Source organism: Streptomyces sp. TS71-3 (assembly GCF_018327685.1).
Taxonomy (GTDB): domain Bacteria; phylum Actinomycetota; class Actinomycetes; order Streptomycetales; family Streptomycetaceae; genus Streptomyces.
In genome coordinates, this window is the sequence record NZ_BNEL01000001.1 from 1,357,753 (window position 1) to 1,379,450 (window position 21,698).

General features: G+C 71.9%; 15 protein-coding genes and 2 pseudogenes. 9 read left to right on the forward strand and 8 right to left on the reverse strand.

Annotated features, from left to right (window positions below; translation table 11 throughout):
* Positions 1 to 27: 27 nt before the first annotated feature.
* Both Sm713_RS05690 and Sm713_RS05695 read right to left on the reverse strand, forming a co-directional pair.
* Complete coding sequence (locus Sm713_RS05690) at positions 28 to 603, reverse strand: hypothetical protein (protein ID WP_212908568.1); 576 nt, start codon at positions 601 to 603, stop codon at positions 28 to 30.
* Positions 604 to 1,222: 619 nt separating this feature from the next.
* Entirely contained in the window at positions 1,223 to 2,428 is a 1,206-nt protein-coding gene (locus tag Sm713_RS05695) for an NAD(P)/FAD-dependent oxidoreductase (RefSeq protein ID WP_212908569.1), read from the reverse strand.
* A gap of 587 nt (positions 2,429 to 3,015) precedes the next feature.
* Between Sm713_RS05695 and Sm713_RS05700 the strand changes: the two genes are divergently transcribed.
* Positions 3,016 to 4,263 (forward strand): cytochrome P450, encoded by a 1,248-nt coding sequence (locus tag Sm713_RS05700; RefSeq protein ID WP_212908570.1) that lies wholly within the window; start codon positions 3,016 to 3,018, stop codon positions 4,261 to 4,263.
* Positions 4,264 to 4,371: 108 nt separating this feature from the next.
* On the opposite strand, the gene Sm713_RS05705 is transcribed toward Sm713_RS05700, so the two are convergent.
* The 4 genes and pseudogenes from Sm713_RS05705 to tnpA form a co-directional block, all read right to left on the reverse strand.
* Positions 4,372 to 5,307 carry an RNA polymerase sigma-70 factor gene (locus Sm713_RS05705; protein ID WP_212908571.1) on the reverse strand — a complete coding sequence of 312 codons (936 nt, stop codon included), beginning with the start codon at positions 5,305 to 5,307 and terminating at the stop codon, positions 4,372 to 4,374.
* A gap of 38 nt (positions 5,308 to 5,345) precedes the next feature.
* Positions 5,346 to 6,149: an RNA polymerase subunit sigma gene (locus tag Sm713_RS05710; RefSeq protein WP_212908572.1), complete on the reverse strand. Its 804-nt coding sequence runs from the start codon at positions 6,147 to 6,149 to the stop codon at positions 5,346 to 5,348.
* A gap of 158 nt (positions 6,150 to 6,307) precedes the next feature.
* Positions 6,308 to 6,781 carry an SAM-dependent methyltransferase gene (locus tag Sm713_RS05715; protein ID WP_212908573.1) on the reverse strand — a complete coding sequence of 158 codons (474 nt, stop codon included), beginning with the start codon at positions 6,779 to 6,781 and terminating at the stop codon, positions 6,308 to 6,310.
* 105 nt (positions 6,782 to 6,886) lie between these two features.
* Positions 6,887 to 7,315 (reverse strand): annotated as a pseudogene (gene tnpA / locus Sm713_RS05720) (IS200/IS605 family transposase).
* Between the two features lie 50 nt (positions 7,316 to 7,365).
* Here tnpA and Sm713_RS05725 point away from each other — a divergent pair.
* Positions 7,366 to 8,565, forward strand: a complete 1,200-nt coding sequence (locus Sm713_RS05725; RefSeq protein ID WP_212908574.1) for an RNA-guided endonuclease TnpB family protein — start codon at positions 7,366 to 7,368, stop codon at positions 8,563 to 8,565.
* Here Sm713_RS05725 and Sm713_RS05730 read toward each other — a convergent pair.
* Positions 8,524 to 8,715, reverse strand: a pseudogene (locus Sm713_RS05730) (class I SAM-dependent methyltransferase); the annotation flags it as partial. The gene Sm713_RS05725 and the pseudogene Sm713_RS05730 overlap by 42 nt on opposite strands.
* A 210-nt stretch (positions 8,716 to 8,925) precedes the next feature.
* On the opposite strand from Sm713_RS05730, the gene ltaE reads away from it, so the two are divergent.
* A complete protein-coding gene (ltaE, locus tag Sm713_RS05735) occupies positions 8,926 to 9,972 on the forward strand; it encodes a low-specificity L-threonine aldolase (protein ID WP_212908575.1) in 1,047 nt (348 codons plus the stop codon).
* Between the two features lie 156 nt (positions 9,973 to 10,128).
* Here ltaE and Sm713_RS05740 read toward each other — a convergent pair whose 3' ends face one another.
* On the reverse strand, positions 10,129 to 12,396 hold the full coding sequence (locus Sm713_RS05740) for an alpha-galactosidase (protein WP_249416119.1): 2,268 nt from the start codon (positions 12,394 to 12,396) through the stop codon (positions 10,129 to 10,131).
* A 369-nt stretch (positions 12,397 to 12,765) separates the two neighbouring features.
* Between Sm713_RS05740 and Sm713_RS05745 the strand changes: the two genes are divergently transcribed.
* The 6 genes from Sm713_RS05745 to Sm713_RS05770 all read left to right on the forward strand — a co-directional run bounded on the left by Sm713_RS05745 (position 12,766) and on the right by Sm713_RS05770 (position 21,650).
* Positions 12,766 to 14,007 (forward strand): ROK family transcriptional regulator, encoded by a 1,242-nt coding sequence (locus tag Sm713_RS05745; protein WP_212908577.1) that lies wholly within the window; start codon positions 12,766 to 12,768, stop codon positions 14,005 to 14,007.
* A 243-nt stretch (positions 14,008 to 14,250) separates the two neighbouring features.
* Positions 14,251 to 15,585 carry an ABC transporter substrate-binding protein gene (locus tag Sm713_RS05750; RefSeq protein WP_212908578.1) on the forward strand — a complete coding sequence of 445 codons (1,335 nt, stop codon included), beginning with the start codon at positions 14,251 to 14,253 and terminating at the stop codon, positions 15,583 to 15,585.
* A 7-nt stretch (positions 15,586 to 15,592) separates the two neighbouring features.
* Positions 15,593 to 16,543: a carbohydrate ABC transporter permease gene (locus Sm713_RS05755; RefSeq protein ID WP_212908579.1), complete on the forward strand. Its 951-nt coding sequence runs from the start codon at positions 15,593 to 15,595 to the stop codon at positions 16,541 to 16,543.
* 128 nt (positions 16,544 to 16,671) lie between these two features.
* A complete protein-coding gene (locus Sm713_RS05760) occupies positions 16,672 to 17,469 on the forward strand; it encodes a carbohydrate ABC transporter permease (RefSeq protein ID WP_212911808.1) in 798 nt (265 codons plus the stop codon).
* Between the two features lie 114 nt (positions 17,470 to 17,583).
* On the forward strand, positions 17,584 to 20,316 hold the full coding sequence (locus tag Sm713_RS05765; protein WP_212908580.1) for a glycoside hydrolase family 38 C-terminal domain-containing protein: 2,733 nt from the start codon (positions 17,584 to 17,586) through the stop codon (positions 20,314 to 20,316).
* 461 nt (positions 20,317 to 20,777) lie between these two features.
* Positions 20,778 to 21,650, forward strand: coding sequence for an alpha/beta fold hydrolase (locus tag Sm713_RS05770; RefSeq protein WP_212908581.1), 873 nt, complete (start codon positions 20,778 to 20,780; stop codon positions 21,648 to 21,650).
* The last annotated feature ends 48 nt before the right edge of the window (positions 21,651 to 21,698 follow it).

Below are 21,698 nucleotides of genomic sequence, written 5' to 3' on the forward strand. Positions count from 1 at the left end.
GGCGGTGGAGACGAGGCCGGTGAGCCGCTAGCCGGGGCTGAGCGTCTCCTCCTGGCAGCCCAGCGCCTCCTGGAGCATCCCGGCCTCCTCCCAGGCCGCGTCCACTTTCGTGCGGTGCACGGTGACCGTGGCCGTCAGCCGCATCGATCCCTTGCCGCCGGACGCGGGGACCTCGAAGTGGCGGGTGAGCGTGGCCAGCACGTCGGCGGGCAGCTTCTCGCGCTGCCTCGCGCACTGGTCGCGCAGCACCGCCCACATGGTCGGGTCGCTCTCGTACGGGGCGGCCCGGTCGACGCCGCCACCGAACAGCTCCGGTTCCGCGATGACGCGGCGCACCAGCGCCCTCGCCCCGGCCGGGTTCCTCGGCTGCTTCGCCGGGTCCGTCTCGATGGTGGGCGACGCCGCGGGCATGCCGATCGCCGAAGCGTCCGCGTCCGGTGCCGCCGCGCCGGCGCCGGACGCGCTCGGGCTCGCACTCGCGCCGCCCGCCGCGCCGCCTGACCCACCGCCCCCGTCGTCTTCCGCGCTCGTGCACCCGGCCAGCAGCGCCGTGCACATCAGCGCCGGAACCCCCCAGGTGCGCAGTGCTCTCGCATACGCCACGTTTCCTTTACCCCCCGAAGCGCCCACCTGTCGATGCCGTGGGCCGACTCCACGCCCCTGGTGACACCGCCGGTCGGCGCGTCCGTCGCGGACGCGGCCGCCGCCGTGGTGCCACCGGCATCGCCACCGCACTTACCGATGCCCCTGCCGCGTCCGGCGGTTCCCGTTCGAGTCCTGGACCCCTGCACGCATTTCCCGTGCCGGGGAGGCGGGAGCCGGCCGGATCGCGCTCGACGGCCGGGCACCCGCACAAGATCGGAGCCTGCGCATGCTATCTGCCCGAACACCGTTCGGGCAGAGCACGCGGCACCCGCGTTGGAATCGTTGCCTGACCTGGGCGTTGGCGTTGTTCAGGGGGCCCTGGGGACGGTTGGGGGCGGGTGGGCTCCGGGGGTCGGGGAAGGTGTTCGCCCGGCGGTCACCGGCCGGACCCGAAGGGGCGCCTTCCGCGTCGCCATCGTCCGGCGGCTTCCCGCACCGTCCTGGTCCTGGCGGGCAGGTAGGTGCCCCCGCCGCACGGGAGACGCCCGGATCGCACGGCTGCGGTCACGCGGCGCCTCCCGGCGGCCCGGCTCCTGGTTCACGGCGCGCGGGGCGGCACTCCCCGCGGCCCGTCCTCTCAGAGGTTCGAGAAGCGGCCGGCCTGGGCGAGGAGCTGCTCGGCGTCGTCGACCGGGGGGTAGATCCACACGGTGTTGATGTCCTGCTTGAGGCGCTTGGCGTCGTCGCCGACGATCTTCACCACCCGCTCCCAGCCGGCCGTGGAGACGGCGCCGGCCGGGCCGAGGTCCAGGGTGGTGGTGTACGGGTCGGGGGTGAAGGGCAGCGGGTCGGCACCCAGGAGGTCGGCCGCCACGTTGTGCCCGGCGAACTTGCCCATCGGCAGGGCGTGCTGGCAGCTCTGCAACGTGTGGTGCCCGTCCTCCGCCGGCGCGAGGGCGGTGTCGCCGGCCGCGTACACGTCGGGGACTCCGGTCACCCGCAGGTAGGCGTCCACGGTGAGCCGCCCCAGCCGGTCCCGCTCGCCCGGGATCTGCGCGGTCAGGGGGCTGGCGGACATGCCGGCGGTCCACACGACGGTCGCCGCCGGGATCACCTCGCCGTCGGAGAGGGTGACCGCTTCGGGGCTGGCCGAGGCCACGGTGCGCCCGAGCCGGCACTCGATCTTCAGCTCCTCGACCGCGCCGCCGATGGTCTGGCGGGGGCCGGCGCCGAGCTCCGGGCCGATGACGTCGGAGCGGTCGACGAGGACGACCCGCACCTCCTCGCCCGCACCGCCCGCGCCGGCGACCGCGCGCAGCCGCTCGCCGAGGCCGGTGGCCACCTCCACGCCGGTGAAGCCGGCGCCCACGACGACCGCCGTGTACCGGCCCTCGGACACGGCGCTCCCGGGCAGCCGCCGCAGATGCTGGTCGAGCGCCGCCGCGGCGGGCATGGTGTCGACGTCGAACAGGTTCTCCGCGCCGGGGAAGTGCGGACGCACCAGCTGGCTGCCGGTCGCCAGGACGAGCTTGTCGTACGGCATCGTCAGCTCCCCGCCCGCCCGCTCGATCGCACGGACGGTGCGGGCCCGGGTGTCGATGCCCGTCACCGTCGCGGTGACGCGGCGGACGCCGATCGGGCCCAGGACGCGGTCCAGAGGCACCCTCATGCTCTCCGGCTGGTCCTCGTAGAGGCGGGGCCGCACCACCAGGTCGTCCCCTCCGCTGACCAGGGTCACCCGCAGTTCCTCGCCGTCGCCGCCGATCTCGCGCGCGGCCCGTACGGCTCCGGCGGCGGTCCACACGCCCGCGAAGCCTCCGCCTACCACCAGGACATTCTTCATCGTCTCTCCCCTTCGACAGTCATATATGACTGAAGCGCAATACACAGAACAAATCGACCGGCACGGCACGTGCGGGGGCCACACCGCGTGAGAGGACCTCGTGTCACACGCCGTCGGGGGCACCGCATGGGCCCGTCGTGTCATGGAACCGGCACACCGCCCGGCGGGAACCGCGTCGGGGTCCGCCGGGTTCCACGACGCTCCGCAGCAATTGACCGGGCCGCCCCCGCATCTGTGACACCCCCCGGAGGCCGCTTGCGCACATCCGGGTGAGAGCCATGTCATATCCGGCTTCCTGTCACACGGAGCGGGGCTGCCCGGTCAGCGGGGTGTACCCGCAGCCAGGGGATGCCTCAGCGGGTCACGGTTCAGGACAGACCTCACGCCGGTCGCGCATCGGGGCCCCAGCCACTGCGGCACCCGGCCGGACCCCCGCCGATCCGGCACCAGTTCAGCCACCCGTTCCACACCCCGCCGACGCCGCGTGGCGGAGCGCTTCAGCGTGCCCGGGGGCCCGCGCCCCCATGCCGGCCCGCCCGCGGGCCCCTCGCGCTCCGCTCCGCCGGCGCGGCCAAAGGAGCAGACACATGTCCCAGCCCCACCCCTTCGTCATCGACCCCGCCGGCGCCGACCGGCACGCCGAGCACCAGGCCCTGCGGGCCCGCGGTCCGGCCACCCGCGTGGACATCCTCGGCCTGCGCGCCTGGGCCGTCAGCGACCCCACCCTGCTCAAGTCGCTGCTCACCAGCCCCGACATCTCCAAGGACGGCCGCGCCCACTACCCCGACTTCCCGCAGACGACCCGCACCTGGCCGCTCGCGCTCTGGATCGCGGTGCAGAGCATGTTCACCGCTTACGGCGCCGACCACCGCAGATTACGGAGGCTGGTCGCCCCCGCGTTCGGCGCGCGGCGCATCGCCAGGCTGAAGCCGGTGATCGAGAGCTTGGTCGCCGACCTGGTCGACGACCTCGCCGCGGTGCCGGCCGGACAGGTGGTGGACCTGCGCGAGCGGCTGGCCTACCCGCTGCCCATCGCCGTGATCTGCCAGCTCATGGGCGTACCGGACGACCAGCGGAAGGATTTCCGGCAGCTCGTCGACAACGTCTTCGACAGCACCCTCACGCCCGAGCGGGCCCAGGCCAACACCGCGCTCCTCTTCGAGCGGACCGACCAGCTGATCGCCACCAAGCGCAAGGACCCCGGTGACGACATGACCTCCCTCCTCATCGCGGCCCGCGACGACGAGACGGACGGCACCGGGTTCACCGACGAGGAGCTGCGCGACACGCTGATCCTGATGATCAACGCCGGGTACGAGACGACCGTCAACGTCATCGACCAGGCCGTCTTCGCCATGCTGTCGTCCCCCGACCAGCTCCGCCTCGTGCGGAGTGGCCGCGCGAACTGGGAGGACGTGGTGGAGGAGACGCTCCGCCTCGAACCCGCCATCAAGTACCTGCCGATGCGCTTCGCCGTCACCGACGTCGAGCTGCCCGACGGGCGGACCATCTCCGCGGGGGAGCCCATCCTCGCCGCGTACGCGGCCGCCAACCGGCACCCGGAGTGGCACGGGCCGACCGCCGACACCTTCGACGTCACCCGCACCGTCAAGGACCACCTGGCGTTCGGCCACGGCGTGCACTTCTGCCTCGGCGCGCCGCTGGCCCGCCTCGAAGTCGCGGAGGCGCTGCGGCAGCTCTTCGAGCGCTTCCCCGCCATGTCGCTCGCCGTCCCGGCCGACGGCCTGCGGCCGGTACCCACCCTGATCAGCAACGGTCACCAGGAACTCCCCGTGTACCTGCACGGGACCGGTGAGGCCGCGGCTGATTCCTGATCACCTGTTCGCGGCCCCTGAGCAGGGGGCGGCGCCGGGGCGGCGGTGGGGCGGCTCGGGCTGCCCGCCGCCGGCCCGGCTCACGGGGGGACTGAGTTGGACGGTGTGTCAGGGCACTCGCGGCGGAGCCCCCGGGACCCCTGTGTTGCGTGAGGGCGAGTTCAGGAACGCGGCGATCTTGTCCGGGCTCAGCACCCACAACACCGTGTGGATGCCGTCCCGCGAGGCCGCGATCGTCATGAACGTGGCGGGCTCGCCGTCCCGGTAGAGCATCACTCCCCGACGGCCGTTGGCCTCCACGGGCCTGACGTCGGCGTCACGCCAGAACCGCGGGTAGGCGGTGGACAGGTTGGCCACGCGCGCGCGGCCCAGAACGGGGACGCGGGCAGCGCCGCGGATCCCGTTGCCGTCCGACAGGCTGACGGCGTCCGGGGTGAGGAGGGCTTCGAGCGAGGCCACGTCGCCCGTCCGGGCCGCGGAGACGAAGGTCTCCAGCAGGCGCCGGTGTTCCGCCGTGTCCACGCTCTCCCGCTGCTCGGCCGCGAGGTGCCCCCGGGCGCGGCTCACGATCTTGCGCACGTTCACGACACTCAGCCCGAGGATCTCCGCGATCTCGGGATAGTCGTAGTCGAACGCCTCGCGCAGCACGTACGCGGCGCGCTCGTTGGGATTCAGCTTCTCCAGCACCAGCAGCAGGGCCAGTTCCAGGGCCTCCGCGCGCTCGGCGCCCACCTCCGGATCGGAGCTGGTGTCGATCGGCTCGGGCAGCCACGGCCCGATGTAGGTCTCCCGGCGCACGCGCGCGGACTGCGCGACGTTGATGGCGGCGCGGGTCGTGACACTCGACAGGAAGGCCACCGGGCTCAGCACCTTGGAACGGTCGGTGTTCTGCCAGCGCAGCCAGACTTCCTGGACGACGTCCTCGGCCTCGACCGCGCTCCCCAGCACGCGGTAGGCGATTCCGAAGAGGCGCTGCCTGTGCTCCACGAAGACGGCGACGGCCTCGTCAAGGGAGCCCGTTCCAGGGGACGACTCGACATGCATGGACGTGTGGTCTCCGTTCCGGTGAATGGGCTCCGCGATCACGGATTCGGGGCGGCAGTGGGCAGGTTCCAGGACTGAAGTTTGTCCGGGTTGAGTACGACCCAGACCAGTGCAACGTGGCCGTCGGCGACGTCGAAGCTGATGACGGCGGCCACCTTGTGGTCGTAGCGGGCGACAAGCCCGGTGCGGCCGTTGACGGGCTGGGCGGTCAGCGTGGTGCCCGGGGGGCGGCCCACGAGCGCCAGCAGGCTCCGCGCGACCTGCCGGCCGCCGTGCACCGGCCTCGTCAGCGCCCGGACCTTTCCGCCGCCGTCGAAGAAGGCGGCGGCGTCCGGGGAGAGCAGGGACACCAGCAGCTCGACGTCCTGCTCCGCGCAGGCGTGGCGGACCGCACGGGCGAGACCGTCGTGCTGCTGCGGCGTGGTGGGACGGGAACGCCGCACCCGAAGGCTCCGGCGGGCCCGGTCGGCGAGCTCCGTGCAGTTCGGCTCCTTCAGGTCCTTCAGGTCCGTCCGGTCCGTCAGATCCGTCCGGTCCGGCACGGGCAGCAGGTCCGGACCGGTGCCGCCCACGGTCCACACCAGCCAGGAACGTGGCTCCGCGATCTGCCCGCGTGCCGTGTCGGACAGCCCGAACCACCGCCGGTACGCCTCGTCGACGACGCGTTCCGCCGCACTGCCGCAGCCCAGCATCCAGTACGCGACATCCAGCAGGAACCGGCGCTCGTCCAGCAGTTCCCCGATCGACACCGCGCCGTCCCGGTCCTCGCCGCGATGGTCACCGCCGCCACGACCCTCGCCGCCACGCCACTCGCGACCCCGGTCCTCGCCACCACGATCCATCGGCACCCTTCCTCTCCCGCGCACCCCCTCCTGCCGGGCTCGACAACTAGACCGGGAACCCGTGAGCGGTGTGACGTGAGGGGAGACTTCTCCCGCCGCCGGGCGGCGCCTTCGCCGGTGGCCGGCGGCTCGCGGCGGGGAGGACGTGGCCGCCATGGTCAGCCGGCCGTGCCGGGGAGGGCGGCGGTGGCGAGCCAGGAGCGGCCCTCGGCCCCCGGCCTGGAGGCGTAGGCGGGGTGGACGGCCCGGCCGAACCGGGCGGCGACCTCGGCCAGTTCGCGCACGTCAGGCCGCCAGCCGTGGCGTTCGAGCCAGGCGCCCGGGTCGGCCGGACCCGGCTGCCACAGCCCGGTGAAGGTCGGGTCGACCGCGCTCGCGGCGGTGCGCAGGGACGGCCCGACCTCGAAGTGGTCGAAGGCCAGGGTGCTGCCCGGCGCGCTGAGCCGGGTCACCGTGGCCAGGAGGCGGTCGGCGGCCGGCTCGTCGAGCGAGTACAGGATGCCCTCCGCGAGCCATGCCGTCGGACGGTCCGCGCTGAAGCCCGCCGCGCTCAGAGCCGCGGCCCAGTCGTCGCGCAGGTCCACCGCCACCGCGTGCCGGGTGGCCGGGGCGTCGCCCGCGTGCTGCTCCATCCGTTGATCTTGCGTGGGTATCCCCGGGCTTCGGCCGGGGAGGGGAACGCATCCTCGTTCCGGAGGTGCGCAGCGCCGGAGGTCGCTTCGCCTGCCGGGTGGTGGTCAGGGGTGATGCTTCTGGCCCTCGATGTACTGACGGATCACCGTTAGTGGTGCACCGCCGCAGGACCCTGCGAAGTAGCAGCGGGATCAGAACACTGACCCCCTACCGATGCGGTTGCTCCGGCCGGTGTACTCAGCCCGCAGGTACCGGGAGCTGACGCCCTTGAGGCTGTTGATCAGCTTCGACAGGGCGACCTTCGGCGGGTAGTGCACGAGCAGATGTACGTGATCCGCTTCACCGTTGAACTCCCGTAGTTCCGCCCCGAACCTGCCGCATACCTCCTTCATGATCACTTCGCACCGCACGGGCATGGCGTTATCGAAGACATCACGCCGGTACTTCGTGACGGACACCAGATGAGCATGAAGGTTGTAAGCGACGTGTCGGCCCCTGGGTGCGTCAGGATTTGAGTTCCAACATGCTGATATATGCGGCGCATAGTAAGATCTCGCAAGCTGGCCACAAGGAGGTGGGTCGGGTGATTCGTGCGTACAAGTTCCTGATGCGGCCCACCGTGGGCCAGCAGGGCGCGCTCGCCGAGATGTTGCGTGATCACTGCTCGCTCTACAGCGGGGCGTTGCAGGAGCGCCGCGACGCCTACCGGCACGCCTCGAAGACCACCGTCCGCTACGGGCAGCAGTCCGCCCAGCTCAAGGACATCCGGGCCTTCGACCCGGAGCGTCAGGGACGCTGGTCGTTCTCCAGCCAGCAGGCCACCTTGCGCCGCCTGGACAAGGCGTTCGCCGCGTTCTTCCGGCGGGTGAAGGCCGGCGACAAGCCGGGATATCCGCGTTTTCGCTCAGGCAAGCGGTTCGACACCGTGGACTTCCCCAGGGACGGCGACGGATGCCGCTGGGATGCCACGCCGCACGACCCCGTCACCCGTGTGCGCCTCCAAGGTGTCGGACACGTCAGGGTGCACCAGCACCGGCCTGTGGTCGGCAAGGTCAAGACGATCTCGGTGAAGCGTGAGGGCCGACGCTGGTACGTCATCCTCACCGCCGACCAGGCCCGCCCCGAGCCCCTGGAGCCGACCGGCTCCGTGATCGGCATCGACATGGGCATAGCCCACTTCCTCGCCGACTCCCATGGTGAGTTCGTGCCCAACCCGCGTCACGGCCAGAAGGCCGCCACCGCACTGGAGACGGCGCAGCAGGCGCTCAGCCGGTGCAAGCGGGGATCCAAGCGCCGCCGCAAGGCCGTGGAGGTGGTGGCTCGGCTGCACGGCAAGGTGCGCCGTCAGCGTCTGGACCACGCCCACAAGACCGCCCTGGCCTACGTACGCGGCAACGACTTCATCGCGCACGAAGACCTCGAGATCCGCAACATGAGCAAGGCCCCCACGCCGAAGGCGGATCGGGAACAGTCGGGCATCTTCCTGCCGAACGGGGCCGCCGCGAAGGCCGGGCTCAACCGCTCGATCGCCGATGCCGGATGGGGAGTGTTCCTCCAGGTACTCACCGCCAAGGCAGAATGCGCCGGACGGGTAGTGATGGCCGTGGACCCCCGCAACACCTCCCGGCGGTGCCCCGAATGCGGGCACACCGCCAAGGAGAACCGGCCCACCCAGGAGAAGTTCCACTGCCAGGCGTGCGGCCACAACGCGCACGCCGACACCGTGGGCGCCCTGAACGTACTACGGGCCGGGCTGGCCCGCCGCGACGCCCACCAGGGCTAGCGAGAAGCCCCCGGCGCCCGCCGGAGGCGGAGTCACCACCGCGTCCTTGAACCGCAGGACGGGCTCCTGGTCGATCTCGAACACGTCCGTTCCCGCGGGCCAGGGCAGCCGCCAGGCCCGGCTGTCCATGCCGGACGCCACGAGGACGGCCTGGCCGCAGCAGCTAAGGGGCGCGGGGAACTGCGCAAAGGACCCTGGTGGTGCCGCACCCGTCGGGAGGGATCAGCCAGGGAACCAGGGGCGCGGGGAACTGCGCGAAGGACCCCGGTAGACCCGCACTCCGCCGAAAAGACCAGCCACGGAACAGCGGCACCGCGAACCGCCTCAGCCCCGGCAAGGGCGACCCGATAGGAATACCGCATGGACAACGTCATAGACCTGCGCAGCGACACCGTCACCCGCCCCACCGATCCGATGCGCGCCGCCATGGCGCGTGCCGACGTGGGGGACGACGTGTTCGGCGACGATCCCGCGGTGAACGCGCTCCAGGAGCGGGCGGCGGAGCTGCTGGGCTTCCCGGCCGCGCTCTTCGTCTCGTCGGGCACGCAGAGCAACCTGTGCGCACTGCTCGGTCACTGCGGGCGTGGCGACGAGTATCTCGCGATGTGGAACGCGCATCTCTACCTCCACGAGGGGGGCGGGGCGGCGGCGCTGGGCGGGATCCAGCCGCAGCCCCTGCCGGACCGCGGGGACGGCGAGATCGACCTGGCCGACATCGAGGCCGCGGTCAAGCCGGACGATCCGCACTACGCGCGGACCCGGCTGCTCTGCCTGGAGAACACGTTCAGCGGCACGGTGATCGCCCCGGAGCGGCTGGAGGCCGCCACGGGCGTGGCCCGGAAGCACGGGCTGTCGACGCACCTGGACGGGGCGAGGCTGTTCAACGCCGCGGTGGCCGGCGGCGGTGACCCCTACCTCGGCGCGCGCGAGATCGCGCAGCACTTCGACAGCGTGTCGGTGTGCTTCAGCAAGGGCCTGGGGGCGCCGGTGGGCTCGGTGCTGCTGGGCTCCCGGGAGTTCATCGGCGCGGCGCGGCGCTGGCGCAAGGCGCTGGGCGGCGGCATGCGGCAGGCCGGCGTGCTGGCGGCGGCCGCGTCGTACGCGCTGGACCACCACGTCGAGCGGCTGGCCGAGGACCACGCGAACGCCGCGGTGTTCGCAAAGGCCCTTGAGGGCGTGCAGGGGCTTCAGGTCGGCCCGGCGCGCACCAACATGGTGTTCGCCCGCGCCATCGCGGGCGTCACGCCCGAGGACCTGGCCGAGCGGCTGGCGGCCCGCGGCGTGCTGTGCAGCGGCGAGCGCCCGTCGTTCCGCTTCGTGTTCCACCTCGACGTCTCGCGGCAGGACGCGGAGCGCGCGGCGGCCGTGGTGCGGGAGGTCCTGGCCGGCGGCACCGGAGCCGCGTGAGGCGACCTCGGCAGGGCGCCTCGTGACCCCACCGTGGTGGCGGGGGCACGAGGCGCCGGGGGAGCGACCAGCCGGGGGAGCCCGCCCAGCCGGAGAGCGGGACCAGCCGGGGGAGCGGGACCGGCCGGAGGAGCCGGACCAGTCGGTGGTGCCGGACTAGTCGGTGGTGCTGAACCCGTCGAAGTCGACCTCTCCGGTGGTCGCCGCGGCGTGGGAGGTGGCCGTCAGGCCGACGTCCTGCGTGGCGGCGGCGGTCGGCACGGTCTCGGTTCCGACGAGGTTCCAGGTGGAGCCGTCGGTGGAGTAGTAGCCGCTGTACGTGGAGCCGTCGCGGACGAGCTTCAGCCACGACGGGTAGGTGGCGGTGCCGGTCGAGTCCTGGGAGTCGAGCTTGCCGTCGCCGTCGGCGTCCCAGTCGAGCAGGTAGCCGTTGCCGGGGGTCTCGACGAGGGCGAGGTAGCCGGGCGAGGTGTCGGAGTCCGTGATGTCGTTGCGGACCATGATCCCGGCCTTCGCCCAGACGTCCGTGTCCGACTGGGAGTCGATCTTCACGGTGGTCGTGGAACCGTCGTGCTCGGCGCCGGGCAGGTAGATCGAGCCGTACTCGTTGATGGCGTTGTAGAGGTCGGCGCCCTGCGCCCGGATGCCCAGCTTGCTGCCGGACTGGCTGAAGCTCGCCGTGGTGGAGGCGAACGTCCGGTACGGCGCGTTCACCGGGTGGTTGACGGTGATCGTGTCACCGGCGGCCAGCCGGGTGGGGGTGTTCGACCGGTAGCGGTAGGTCCCGGATCCCTCGAACGCGCTGGACGCGAAGAGCTCGTCCGACGGCTTGAGGGTGACGGTGAAGGTGGCTCGCAGCGCGCTGCCGCCCCTGACCGTCCGCGCCCGCGTCGTGGAGTGGGTGGTGATCTTCGCGCCGGCGGGCCCGGTGAGGGTGAGCGCGGCGTCGCCGATCGGCCGCGAGCCGTTGTCGGAGAGGGTCTCGGTGACCGTGCGCGTGGTGGCGTCGCTCGACGCCGGGGCCCAGTCGAGCGCCAGCGAGACGCTCGGGGCGGCGTCCTTCACCACGTGGTCGGCGGCGCGGACGCGGTACAGGGCCACGCCGTGCGGGGGGACGTCGGCGGCGATCCGGCCCGCCGACTCCGTCTCCCGGTGGTTCCACAGGTCGTCCAGGGCGTAGTCGCGGGCCGACGGCAGGCCGAGCGCCGCCGCCGTGGTGGCCACCTCGCGGGGCGCCGAGCCGGTGTTGAACAGGCCCACGACGGCGTCGCCGTTCGGCTCGGTCTTCGCGAACACCTGGGAGTCGGCGTCGGCGGATATCCGCTTCGCGTCGATACCGTCCTGGTCGACCGCGAGCACGTCGGCGTTCTTCAGCATCCCGAGGTCGGCCGGGTCGAGGTGGGTCAGGTCGGTGCCCAGCATCAGGGGCGAGGCGGCCAGCGACCACAGGCTCATCTGCGTCCTGCGCTCGTCGGGCGTCAGGCCGTCGTCCTTGCCGTTGCCGATCTCCAGCGAGTCGTAGTCGTTGTAGCCGCCGGGGCCGCCGTAGGGCGCCCAGGCCGCCACCTGGTCGAAGCGGGAGGTCAGGGAGGACCAGGTGGTCAGCGGGTAGCTGCTGCCGTCGGGACCGCAGTAGCACTCGATGTCCCCGCCGGTGCGCCAGCCGTTGGACAGCCGCTTCCAGGTGGCGGCGTTCTTGATGTCCAGGTTGTTGGAGAGCGCCAGGTGGATGGGCCGGCCGGTCTGCTTCAGCGCCTGCGACCAGGCCTCGACGTCGCCCACGTCGGGCGTGCCCACGCCGTCGATCTTCAGGTAGTCGATGCCCCAGCCGGCGAACTGGCTCGCCCAGGAGTCGACGAACTGCTGCGCGCCGGGCTTGGAGTAGTCGATGCCCACCATGCCGCCGCAGTTGTAGTTCTGCTCGTCGGCGCCGGTGGCGATGTCCTTCGCGTGGTAGTCCGTGCCCTCGATGGCGGTGTTCCGCGCGACGGCCTGCTTGGAGATGCCGGGCGTGACGTAGAGGCCGAACTTGAGGCCGAGCGAGTGGACGTAGTCGGCGACGACCTGGATGCCGTTCTCGTCCCCGCTGGGCGGGAACTTCTCCGGGTCGGTGACCCAGCGCCCGTACTGGTCGACATTCGCCCCCTGGCTCCCCGGGCACTCGTACCAGAAGTCGTCGACGTTGGCGTAGGCGAACCCGTTCTTCGCGAGCCCGCTGTCCTTGAGCGCCTTCGCCTGCGCCTCGATGGTCCTCGCCGTCGGGTTCTTGCGGACGAAGCTCCAACTGCTCCATCCCAGCGCGGGTCTGAGGCCGACGCCGTTGTCCTGCGCCGCCGCCGGCTGCCCGCCGGTGACGGTGAGGCCGGTGGCGAGCAGCAGCGCTCCCGTGAACGCGGCCAGCGCACGGCGGATGGGTTTCCTCATGGGGTTCTCCTCCATCGCAGCGCCCTGACAGCGCGGCGGACGTTCGCCTGATTGGAACAGGAAGGCAGCAGGCGGCTCTTCCCGGAGCCGCTGGCCGTATGCACTCCGTCGCTAACCGAACACAATCAAACGCCAACCACCAGATGGCACCAGCGGCCGTGTTCAAAGTCAAGACTGCGCACCAACTCTGATCACACCCGCCCGGCCAGGAGTGAACGGCTCCGACGGGGGCCGCGGACGCCTCCGCCCGGAGGACGGGGACGCCTCCGCTCGGAGAGTGCGAGCACCTCCGCCCGGAGAACGGGGTCTCGGTCCGGGCGCGGCACCGTTAGGCTGCCCGGGGGTCACAGCGCGTGCGGAGGGTCTGCCATGAATCGCACGGGAAGCAACCTTCCCGCTGTCGGCGAGTACAACCAGACGGTCGTTCTCGACGCCATCCGCCGACGCCCCGAGGGGATAACCCGGTCCGAACTCGCGGCCCTCACCGCCCTGAGCGGGATGACGGTGACCAAGGTCTGCCGGCGCCTCATCGACGCCGGCCTCGTCGACGAGCACGGAACCCGCGCGAACGGCCCCGGCAAGCCGGCGGCGATCGTCAGGCTGAACCCGGGCGGCGGTTTCGCTGTCGGGGTGCACATCGACCCCGCGGCGGTGACCTACGTGCTCGTCGACCTGTCCGGCACGGTGCGCGACCACGCCCGCAGCGGCACGCCGACCGCGGGGGACCCGAGCGCGGTCATCGACGAGATGGCCAACGCGATCGAGGCCCTCATCGCGGGCTCCGCCGTCGACCGGTCCCGCATCCTCGGCATCGGCATCGCCTCGCCGGGACCGGTGAACGTCGACGACGGCGTGATCCTCAACCCGCCGATGATGCCCAACTGGCACCGGGTCGCCCTGCGCAGTGCCCTCGCCGAGGCGACGGGCCTGCCCGTGCTGCTGGAGAAGGACGCGACGGCCGCGGTGGTCGCCGAGCTGTGGTTCGCGGGCCCCGCCAGCAGCCGCGACTTCGCGTTCATGTACTACGGCACCGGCCTCGGCACCGGCCTCGCGGTGTCGGGCGAGGTGGTGCGCGGCACCAGCTCCAACGCGGGCGACGCGGGGCACATCACCGTCGACCCCGGCGGGGACGTGTGCACGTGCGGCAGGCGCGGCTGCGTCGGCTACCTCGTCGTCCCCCGGACGCTCGTCAAGCGCGCCCTGGGCGCCGGCGTGCTCACGGCGGCCGAGGCCGGAGACCTCGACGACACCGGCGACGTGGACGCGGCGTTCAGCAGGCTCGCGGACCTCGCGGCGGCCGGCAAGCCCGGGGCGGCCGCGATCCTGGACGACGCCGCGCGGTCGCTGGGGCGCGCGATCGTGGTGATCGTGAACCTCCTCGACATCGACGAGGTCATCTTCGGCGGGCCGTTCTGGGCGCCCATCTCCCCGGCGATCCTCGCCGCGCTGCCCGAGGCCGTGAGCGGGGATTCCGCCCTGATCCCGCCGCATCCCGTCCGGTTCGCGCAGTCCGCGGTCCCCGTCGATGTCGCGGCGGTCGGAGCCGCGACCCTCGTGCTCGACAACACCTTCTCGCCGCGGCCGTCCGCCCTGCTCCTCGCGGCCGAGTGAACCACCTGCCCCTCGCGGCACGGTGGCCCCGGCCCGCGCTCGCGGTCACGTGACCACAACTTTGTCCCCGCGAAGCATTGCGGGCAATTTGAATACATGATTTCCTAACCCCGCCAGGGCGCTTCCCGCCTGACCCGACACCGTTGCGTCGTGTCGCTTCCACCCGGAAGACAACCCCCCTTGCCTGAGGTGTCAACGTCGACCCGACCAGCGTCAGTGCCGGTCGCTCTCTCAAGGACGAATATGAGCAACACAGTCATGCGCACGCGCCTCGTGGCCGTCACCGCGGCAGCCGGTCTCGCTGTTCTCGCCGGATGCTCCTCGCCCGCGCCTGCGGACCATGCATCCGCGGCTTCCTGTGCTCCCGCGAAGGGCAAAGTCACCCTCCAGTACTGGAACACCGTTCCGGGCATGGACAAGGTCGTCGCCCTGTGGAACAAGAAGAACCCGAACATCCAGGTGCAGACGAAGAACATATCCACCGACCAGTACGGCATCCTCGGCAACGCCCTCAAGGCGGGCAAGGCACCCGACCTCGCGCAGGTCGGCTACGACGAGCTGCCGGACCTGCGCACCCAGAACGCCTTCGAGGACGCCTCGTCCTGCAAGGACGCCAAGGCCGCCAAATCGAAGTTCGTCCCCTGGACCTGGGCGCAGACCAGCTTCGGTGACACGGGCGTCTTCGCCCTGCCGCAGGACACCGGCCCGATGGCCCTCTTCGTGCGCAGCGACATCTTCAAGCAGCACCACCTGGCGATCCCGAAGACCTGGGACGAGTACGCCGCGGACGCGCAGAAGCTGCACAAGGCGGACCCGAACCTCAGCATCACGTTCTTCGACCCGAACAACGCGGAGTTCTTCAACGGCCTCCTCTGGCAGAACGCCGCCGACATGTACCAGTACTCCGGCGACAAGTGGCACGTCAGCGTGGTGTCCGAGCAGAGCAAGCAGGTCGCCGAGTACTGGCAGAAGCTGATCTCCGGCAAGCTGGTGCGCACCGACCTGGCCCACGGGTCGACCCAGATGTACGCCGCCTACCAGAAGAACCAGATCGCCACCTACGTCGGCGCCGCCTGGGGCTACAGCATGTTCCGGGACAACCTTCCCAAGCAGGCGGGCAAGTGGTCGATCGTGCCGCTGCCCACCTGGGGTTCCAACAGCGCCTCCGGCGACTGGGGCGGCTCGACCGTCGCGTTCATGAAGGGCGGCAAGCACCTCTACGAGTCGGCCAAGTTCAACACCTGGCTGAACACCGACCCGGAAGCCCTCGCGATGGAGAACAAGCTGGGCGGCCTCTACCCGGCGGCCAACGCCGGCACGTCGCTTCCCGCGCTCTCGCAGGGCGTGCCGTACTACGACAACCAGAAGATCTTCGACGTCTTCGCCGACTCCTCCCAGCACATCGACACCAGCTTCGCCTGGGGCCCCACCCAGAAGACGGTGAACCTGGCGCTCCAGGACGCGATGGCCAAGGCGACGGCCGGCAAGGGCACGCTCACCGACGCGCTGGCGGCCGCCCAGGCGAGCGCGCTGAAGACGATGAAGGCCCAGGCGATCCCGGCCGTGGCAGGCAAGTGACCGCCGCATGACCGACCTCGCGACCCGCGCGAACCCCGCGGTGACGGCGGCGGCCCCCGGTCGCCGCCGTCACCGCGGCGGCGGCCCCCGTCCGGGCACCATCGCCGCCTTCCTCATCCCGTTCTTCCTCCCGTTCGTGCTGTTCTACCTGGTGCCGGTCGGCTACGCGCTGTGGCAGAGCTTCCTCGTCGTGCGCCGCACCGGGGGCCAGTACGGCACGTCGTACACGACCTTCGGCGGCTTCGAGCAGTACGGCCAGGTGCTCCAGAACACCGAGTTCTGGTCGAGCATCGGGCGCATCGGGCTCTTCGGCATCGTGCAGGTGCCGGTCATGCTGTTCGTCGCGCTGGTCATGGCGCTGCTGCTCGACACCCCGCTGCTGAAGGCCAAGGGGTTCTTCCGCATCACGGCGTTCATGCCGTACGCCGTGCCCGGCGTGATCGCCGCGATCATGTGGTCGTACCTGTACTCGCCGCAGCTCAGCCCCATCGTCGACACGCTGAAGGCCATCGGCCTCACGCCGGACTTCCTCGGCCCCGGCGCCGTGCTGTGGTCGGCGGCGAACGTCTCCACCTGGCTGTGGACCGGCTACAACATGCTGATCATGTTCTCGGCGCTCCAGGCCATCCCGCAGGAGCTCTACGAGGCCGCCAAGCTGGACGGCGCCAGCAACTGGGCCATCGCCTGGGGGATCAAGGTGCCGATCATCGCCCCGTCGATCGTCCTCACCACGGTCTTCTCGATCATCGGCACGCTCCAGCTCTACGCCGAGCCGGCCGTGCTGCGCCAGATCTCGTCGAACATCTCCAGCACGTTCACGCCCAACATGCTCGCCTACGCGGTCGCCTCGGGGAACAACTACCAGCAGGCCGCGGCGATCTCCGTCGTCATCGCCCTCATCACCTTCGTCTTGAGCTTCGGGTTCATGCGACTGACCTCGAAGAAGGCCGGACTGTGAGCAACCAGAGCCTGAACCGGGAAGGCAGCCGGAACCGGGAGAGCAGCCTCAACCGCGAGAGCAGCCTCAACCGCGAGAGCAGCCTCAACCGCGAGAGCCACGTCAGCCGGACGGCGGCCATCGCCCTGATGTTCCTCCTGGCGATCTACTTCCTGCTGCCGATCTACTTCCTGATCGTCGCGGCGACGAAGCCGCAGGGCGACCTCGCCTCCACCAACGGTCTTGCGTTCTCGCACTTCGACCTGCTCGACAACCTGCGCACGCTGTTCAGCCGCAGCGACGGCATCTTCGGGCGGTGGGCCCTGAACAGCGTGATCTACGCGGTGCTCGGCGCCGCCGTCGGCACGCTCGTCTCCGCGCTGTGCGGGTACGCGCTGGCCAAGTTCACCTTCCGGGGCCGCGAGTTCCTGTTCTCCGTCATCCTCGGCGGCGTGCTCGTGCCCACCACCGCGCTCGCGCTCCCTCTCTTCCTGCTGTTCTCGGCCACCGGGATCGTCAACACCTACCTCGCGGTGTTCCTGCCCAGCATCGTCAGCCCGTTCGGCGTCTACCTCGCCCGCATCTTCGCCTCGGCCGCCGTCCCCCAGGAGATCATCGAGTCGGCGCGCCTGGACGGCGCCGGAGAGTTCCGCACGTTCTTCTCGGTGGCGTTCCGGCTGATGACGCCGTCGCTCGTGACCATCTTCCTGTTTCAGTTCGTCGCCATCTGGAACAACTTCTTCCTGCCGATGGTCATGCTCCAGAAGGAATCGCTCTTCCCGATCACGCTCGGCCTCTACGAGTGGAACGGCCAGACCGCCCGCGCCCCGCTCCTCCAGGAGTCCGTGATCACCGGTTCGCTGGTCTCGATCGTGCCCGTGATCATAGTGTTCGCGCTCCTCCAGAGGTTCTGGCGCACCGGCCTCGCCTCCGGCTCCCTCAGATGACCCCCCGGCGCTCCCGCCGCCCCCGGGTCCTCCGTCCCACCCGGGCCCGTCCGGTCCGCCCTGTCCGGCCCTGAGGTGTCCCACCCCCCGCCCACGCAGAAGGTCCCTTTCCTCATGCAGAAATCCGCCGTGTTCGTGCCTCATTTCCACTGGGACCGCGAGTGGTACGAGCCGTTCCAGGTCTTCCGGCACCGGCTGGTCGCCGCCCTGGACACCGTGCTGGAGACGGCCGAGGCGAACCCGGACTTCCGGTTCACCGTCGACGGGCAGATGGCCGCGGTCGAGGACTACCTCCAGATGCGGCCGGAGAACCGCGACCGCGTCACGGCCCTGGTCGCCGGCGGCCGGCTCGCCATCGGGCCCTGGCTGATCCTCCTCGACGAATTCCTCTGCTCGGGCGAGACCATCGTGCGCAACCTCCAGATGGGCTGGGCCGCCGCGGCGGACCTCGGCGGCTCCATGCCCATCGGCTACCTGCCGGACATGTTCGGCCACATCGCGCAGATGCCGCAGATCCTGGCCCGCGCCGGCATCGAGCACGCGGCGCTGTGGCGCGGCGTCCCCGGCTCCGTCCCCGGCCACGCCTTCCGCTGGCGCGCGCCCGACGGCTCCGAGGTGCGCACCGAGTTCCTCTTCGACGGCTACGACAACGGGCTCGACCTCCTGCTCGTGCCCGACCAGATCGGGCGCGCCCTCGGCGAGTACGCGCAGATGACGGCCGAACGGTGGGGCGGCGACCCGCTCCTCGCGATGGCCGGCACCGACCACAACGCGCCCGACCCGCAGCTCGCGGCCTGGCTGCGGCGGGCGTCGAGCGACGAGCACGGCATCACCATCGCCACGCTCGACGAGTACATCCGCGGCCATGCCCGCGACGAGGTCACCGCCGCCGTCACCGGCGAACTCCGCAGCCACGTGCGCGGCAACATCCTCCCGGGCGTGATCTCGGTACGGCTCGGACTCAAGCAGCGGATGGCCGTCGCCGAGCGCACCGTCGACCACGCGGAGCGCATGAACGCCCAGTGGTCCACCCGCGACGACGCGCCGTTCCTCTCGCTCGCCTGGCACAAGATCATCGAGTCGACCGCGCACGACTCCGTCGTCGGCTCCGGCACCGACGAGACCTGCGAGCAGGTCGACGCGCGCCTCGCCGAGGCCGCGCAGACCGCACGGGCCGTGCGGGACGCGGCCCTCGCCGAGCCCGCCGCGCTGGTGCCGGGCGACGGCTACCTCGCCGCCAACCCGCTGCCGGTCCCGCGCACGGCGCTGGTCGAGGTGGACGCGCTGGCCGCCCCCGAGGGAACGGCACTGGTCGCGACCGCCGCCGACGGCTCGAAGCACCCCGTCCAGCTCGTCTCCAAGGCCCCGACCGTCCTCAGCGACGAGCGCGTGGACGCCTCGGACCTCGAACGGGTGCTGCGGCGCATCCACCGCCGCGAGCTCTTCGGCCGCCTGATCGACCACTACGAGCTGACCCCCGGCTCGCTCGTCTTCCACCTCGCGGAGGTGCCCACCAGCGGACCGTTCGACCTGCTCATCCTGCGCCGCAAGATCGCCGAGGCGGCCGCCGCGCACCCGGGCGAGTGGCGGGTGCTGACGCTGGAGGAGGCACGCGCGACGGTGCTCGTGCCCGTGGACGTCCCGGCCTCCGGGCTGGCCGGATTCCGCGTCGAGCCGGCCTCAGGTACGGTCGCGCAGCCGCAGGTGGACGCACCGGCGACGGCGACGGACCGGGCACTGTCGAACGGCCTGGTCGAGGTCGCCGTCGCCGCCGACGGCACCCTCGACGTCACCGGGGCCGACGGCACGGTGCTGCGCGGCGTCGGCCGCCTCGTCGACGGCGGCGACCGCGGCGACAGCTACAACTACGCTCCTCCGGCCGCGGACGTGCTCGTCTCGGAGCCGGTCGAGGTCGCCGTCGAACTCCTGGAGAGCGGCCCGCTGCGGTCGAGGACCCGCGTCACCCGCGTCTACGAGTGGCCCGCCGCGCTCTCCACCGACCGCGACCGGCGAAGCGGGCGGACCCTGCCGACTCCCGTCGAGACGGTCGTGGAGGTGCGGGCGGGGGAGCCCTTCGTACGCGTCTCCACCTCGCTGCTGAACGGGTCCGCCGACCACCGGCTGCGCCTGCACGTGCCGCTGCCCGAGCCGGCCGAGGTGTCCGCGTCCGCAGGGCAGTTCGCCGTCACCGAGCGCGGGCTCACCGCCGAGGGCGGCTGGGGCGAGTACCCCATCCCGACGTTCCCCGCGAGCGCGTTCGTGTCGGCCGGCGCCGCCAACGTCCTGCTCGACCACACCACCGAGTACGAACTCGTCGGCGGCGGCTGCGAACTCGCCCTCACCCTGCTCCGCGCCATCGGCTCCATCAGCGTCAACATCCATCCGCTGCGCGACGAGCCCGCGGCTTCCGAGATCCCCGCACCCGGCGCCCAGGAACTCGGCGAGCGCATCGAGCACCGCTTCGCCGTCCTGCCCTCGGCGAACGGCTGGAGGGCCGCGGGCGCGGTCGCCCTCGCGGACGACTTCCGCAACGACGTGCTTCTCGTCCGCGGCACCGGGCCCACCGGAGGCGACCTGCCCCCGACCGCGGCCGGCCTGCGGGTCGACGGTGCGGACATCGCCGTCTCCAGCATCCGACGCCTCGCCGGCGACGCACGCCGCAGCGGCATCGAGGTGCGGCTCGTCGCGATGAGCGACACGGGGGCGAGTGCGCGCGTGACCGGCGCGTTCACCGAGGCCACGACGGTCGACCTGCTCGGCCGCCCGCTCTCCGCGGTGGTGCCGGCGGCGGACGGGCTGGAACTCGTCCTCGGCCCCTGGGAGATCCGGACGATCGTGGTCCGGTAGACGCCGGGCGCGTGCCCGCGGGGAGGCCGGTCGGGCGGGGGGCGGCTCCCGGCCGGGCGTGAGGCCGGTCGGGCGGGGCGGCTCCTGGCCTGGCGGTGGGCTGGTCGGGCGCGACGGTTCCCGGCCTGGCGTGGGGCTGATGGGGCGAGGCGGCTCCTGGCGTGCGGCCGGTCGGGTGCGGCGGCTCCTGGCCTGGCGGTGGGCTGGTCGGGCGCGACGGTTCCCGGCCTGGCGTGGGGCTGATGGGGCGAGGCGGCTCCTGGCGTGCGGCCGGTCGGGTGCGGCGGCTCCTGGCCTGGCGGTGGGCTGGTCGGGCGCGACGGTTCCCGGCCTGGCGTGGGGCTGATGGGGCGAGGCGGCTCCTGGCGTGCGGCCGGTCGGGTGCGGCGGCTCCTGGTACAAGGCCGGTATACCGGTACAGGGGCCGATGAGTTTCCGCCACCGAGAGGGTCTACAGGCACATGACGACGACTACCCAGAAGCTCGAAACCTCCGAGGCCGATCTCGTCTACGACGTCCGCGGCCCGCTGCCCACCGCCGGCGGCCGCCCGCCGCTGGTCATGATCGGCCAGCCCATGGACGCCAGCGGCTTCGGCGCCCTGGCCTCGTACTTCCCCGATCGCACCGTGATCACCTACGACCCGCGCGGCCTCGGCCGCAGCGCCCGCAAGGACGGCCGCGTCGACCACGTCCCGGAGACCCAGGCCGCCGACGTGCACGCCGTCATCGAGGCGCTCGGCGCGGGGCCGGTCGAGATGTTCGCGAGCAGTGGCGGCGCGGTGACCGCGCTCGCCCTCGTGGCGGCGTACCCCGGTGACGTGACCACCCTGGTGGCGCATGAGCCCCCGCTCTTCACGGTGCTCCCCGACGCCGAGGCCGCCGAGCGCGCGTTCGCCGGCGTCCGGGACGCGTACGAGGCACGGGGCTGGGGCGCCGGCATGGCGGCCTTCATCGCGATGACGTCGTGGCAGGGCGAGTTCACCGACGACTACTTCGCGCAGCCCGCGCCGGACCCCGCCGCCTTCGGGATGCCGGCCGAGGACGACGGCACCCGCCAGGATCCGCTGCTCTCCGACCGGTCCCGGGCGGTCAGCGGCCACCGGCCCGACACCGGCGCGCTCACCGCGGCGCCGACGCGGGTCGTGATCGCGGTCGGGGAGGAGACCCGCGACGCCCTCACCGCGCGCACCTCGGTGGCCATGGCCGCGCTCCTCGGCCGGCAGCCGGCGGTGTTCCCGAGCCACCACGGCGGCTTCCTCGACGGGCGGTTCGGCCCCGCCGGGCAGCCGGAGGCGTTCGCGCGCAGGCTGCGGGAGGTGCTCGACGCGGGCTGAAGCCGGCCGACCCGACCGGCCGCGGGTCGTCGGCCGTCCACTCGGCCA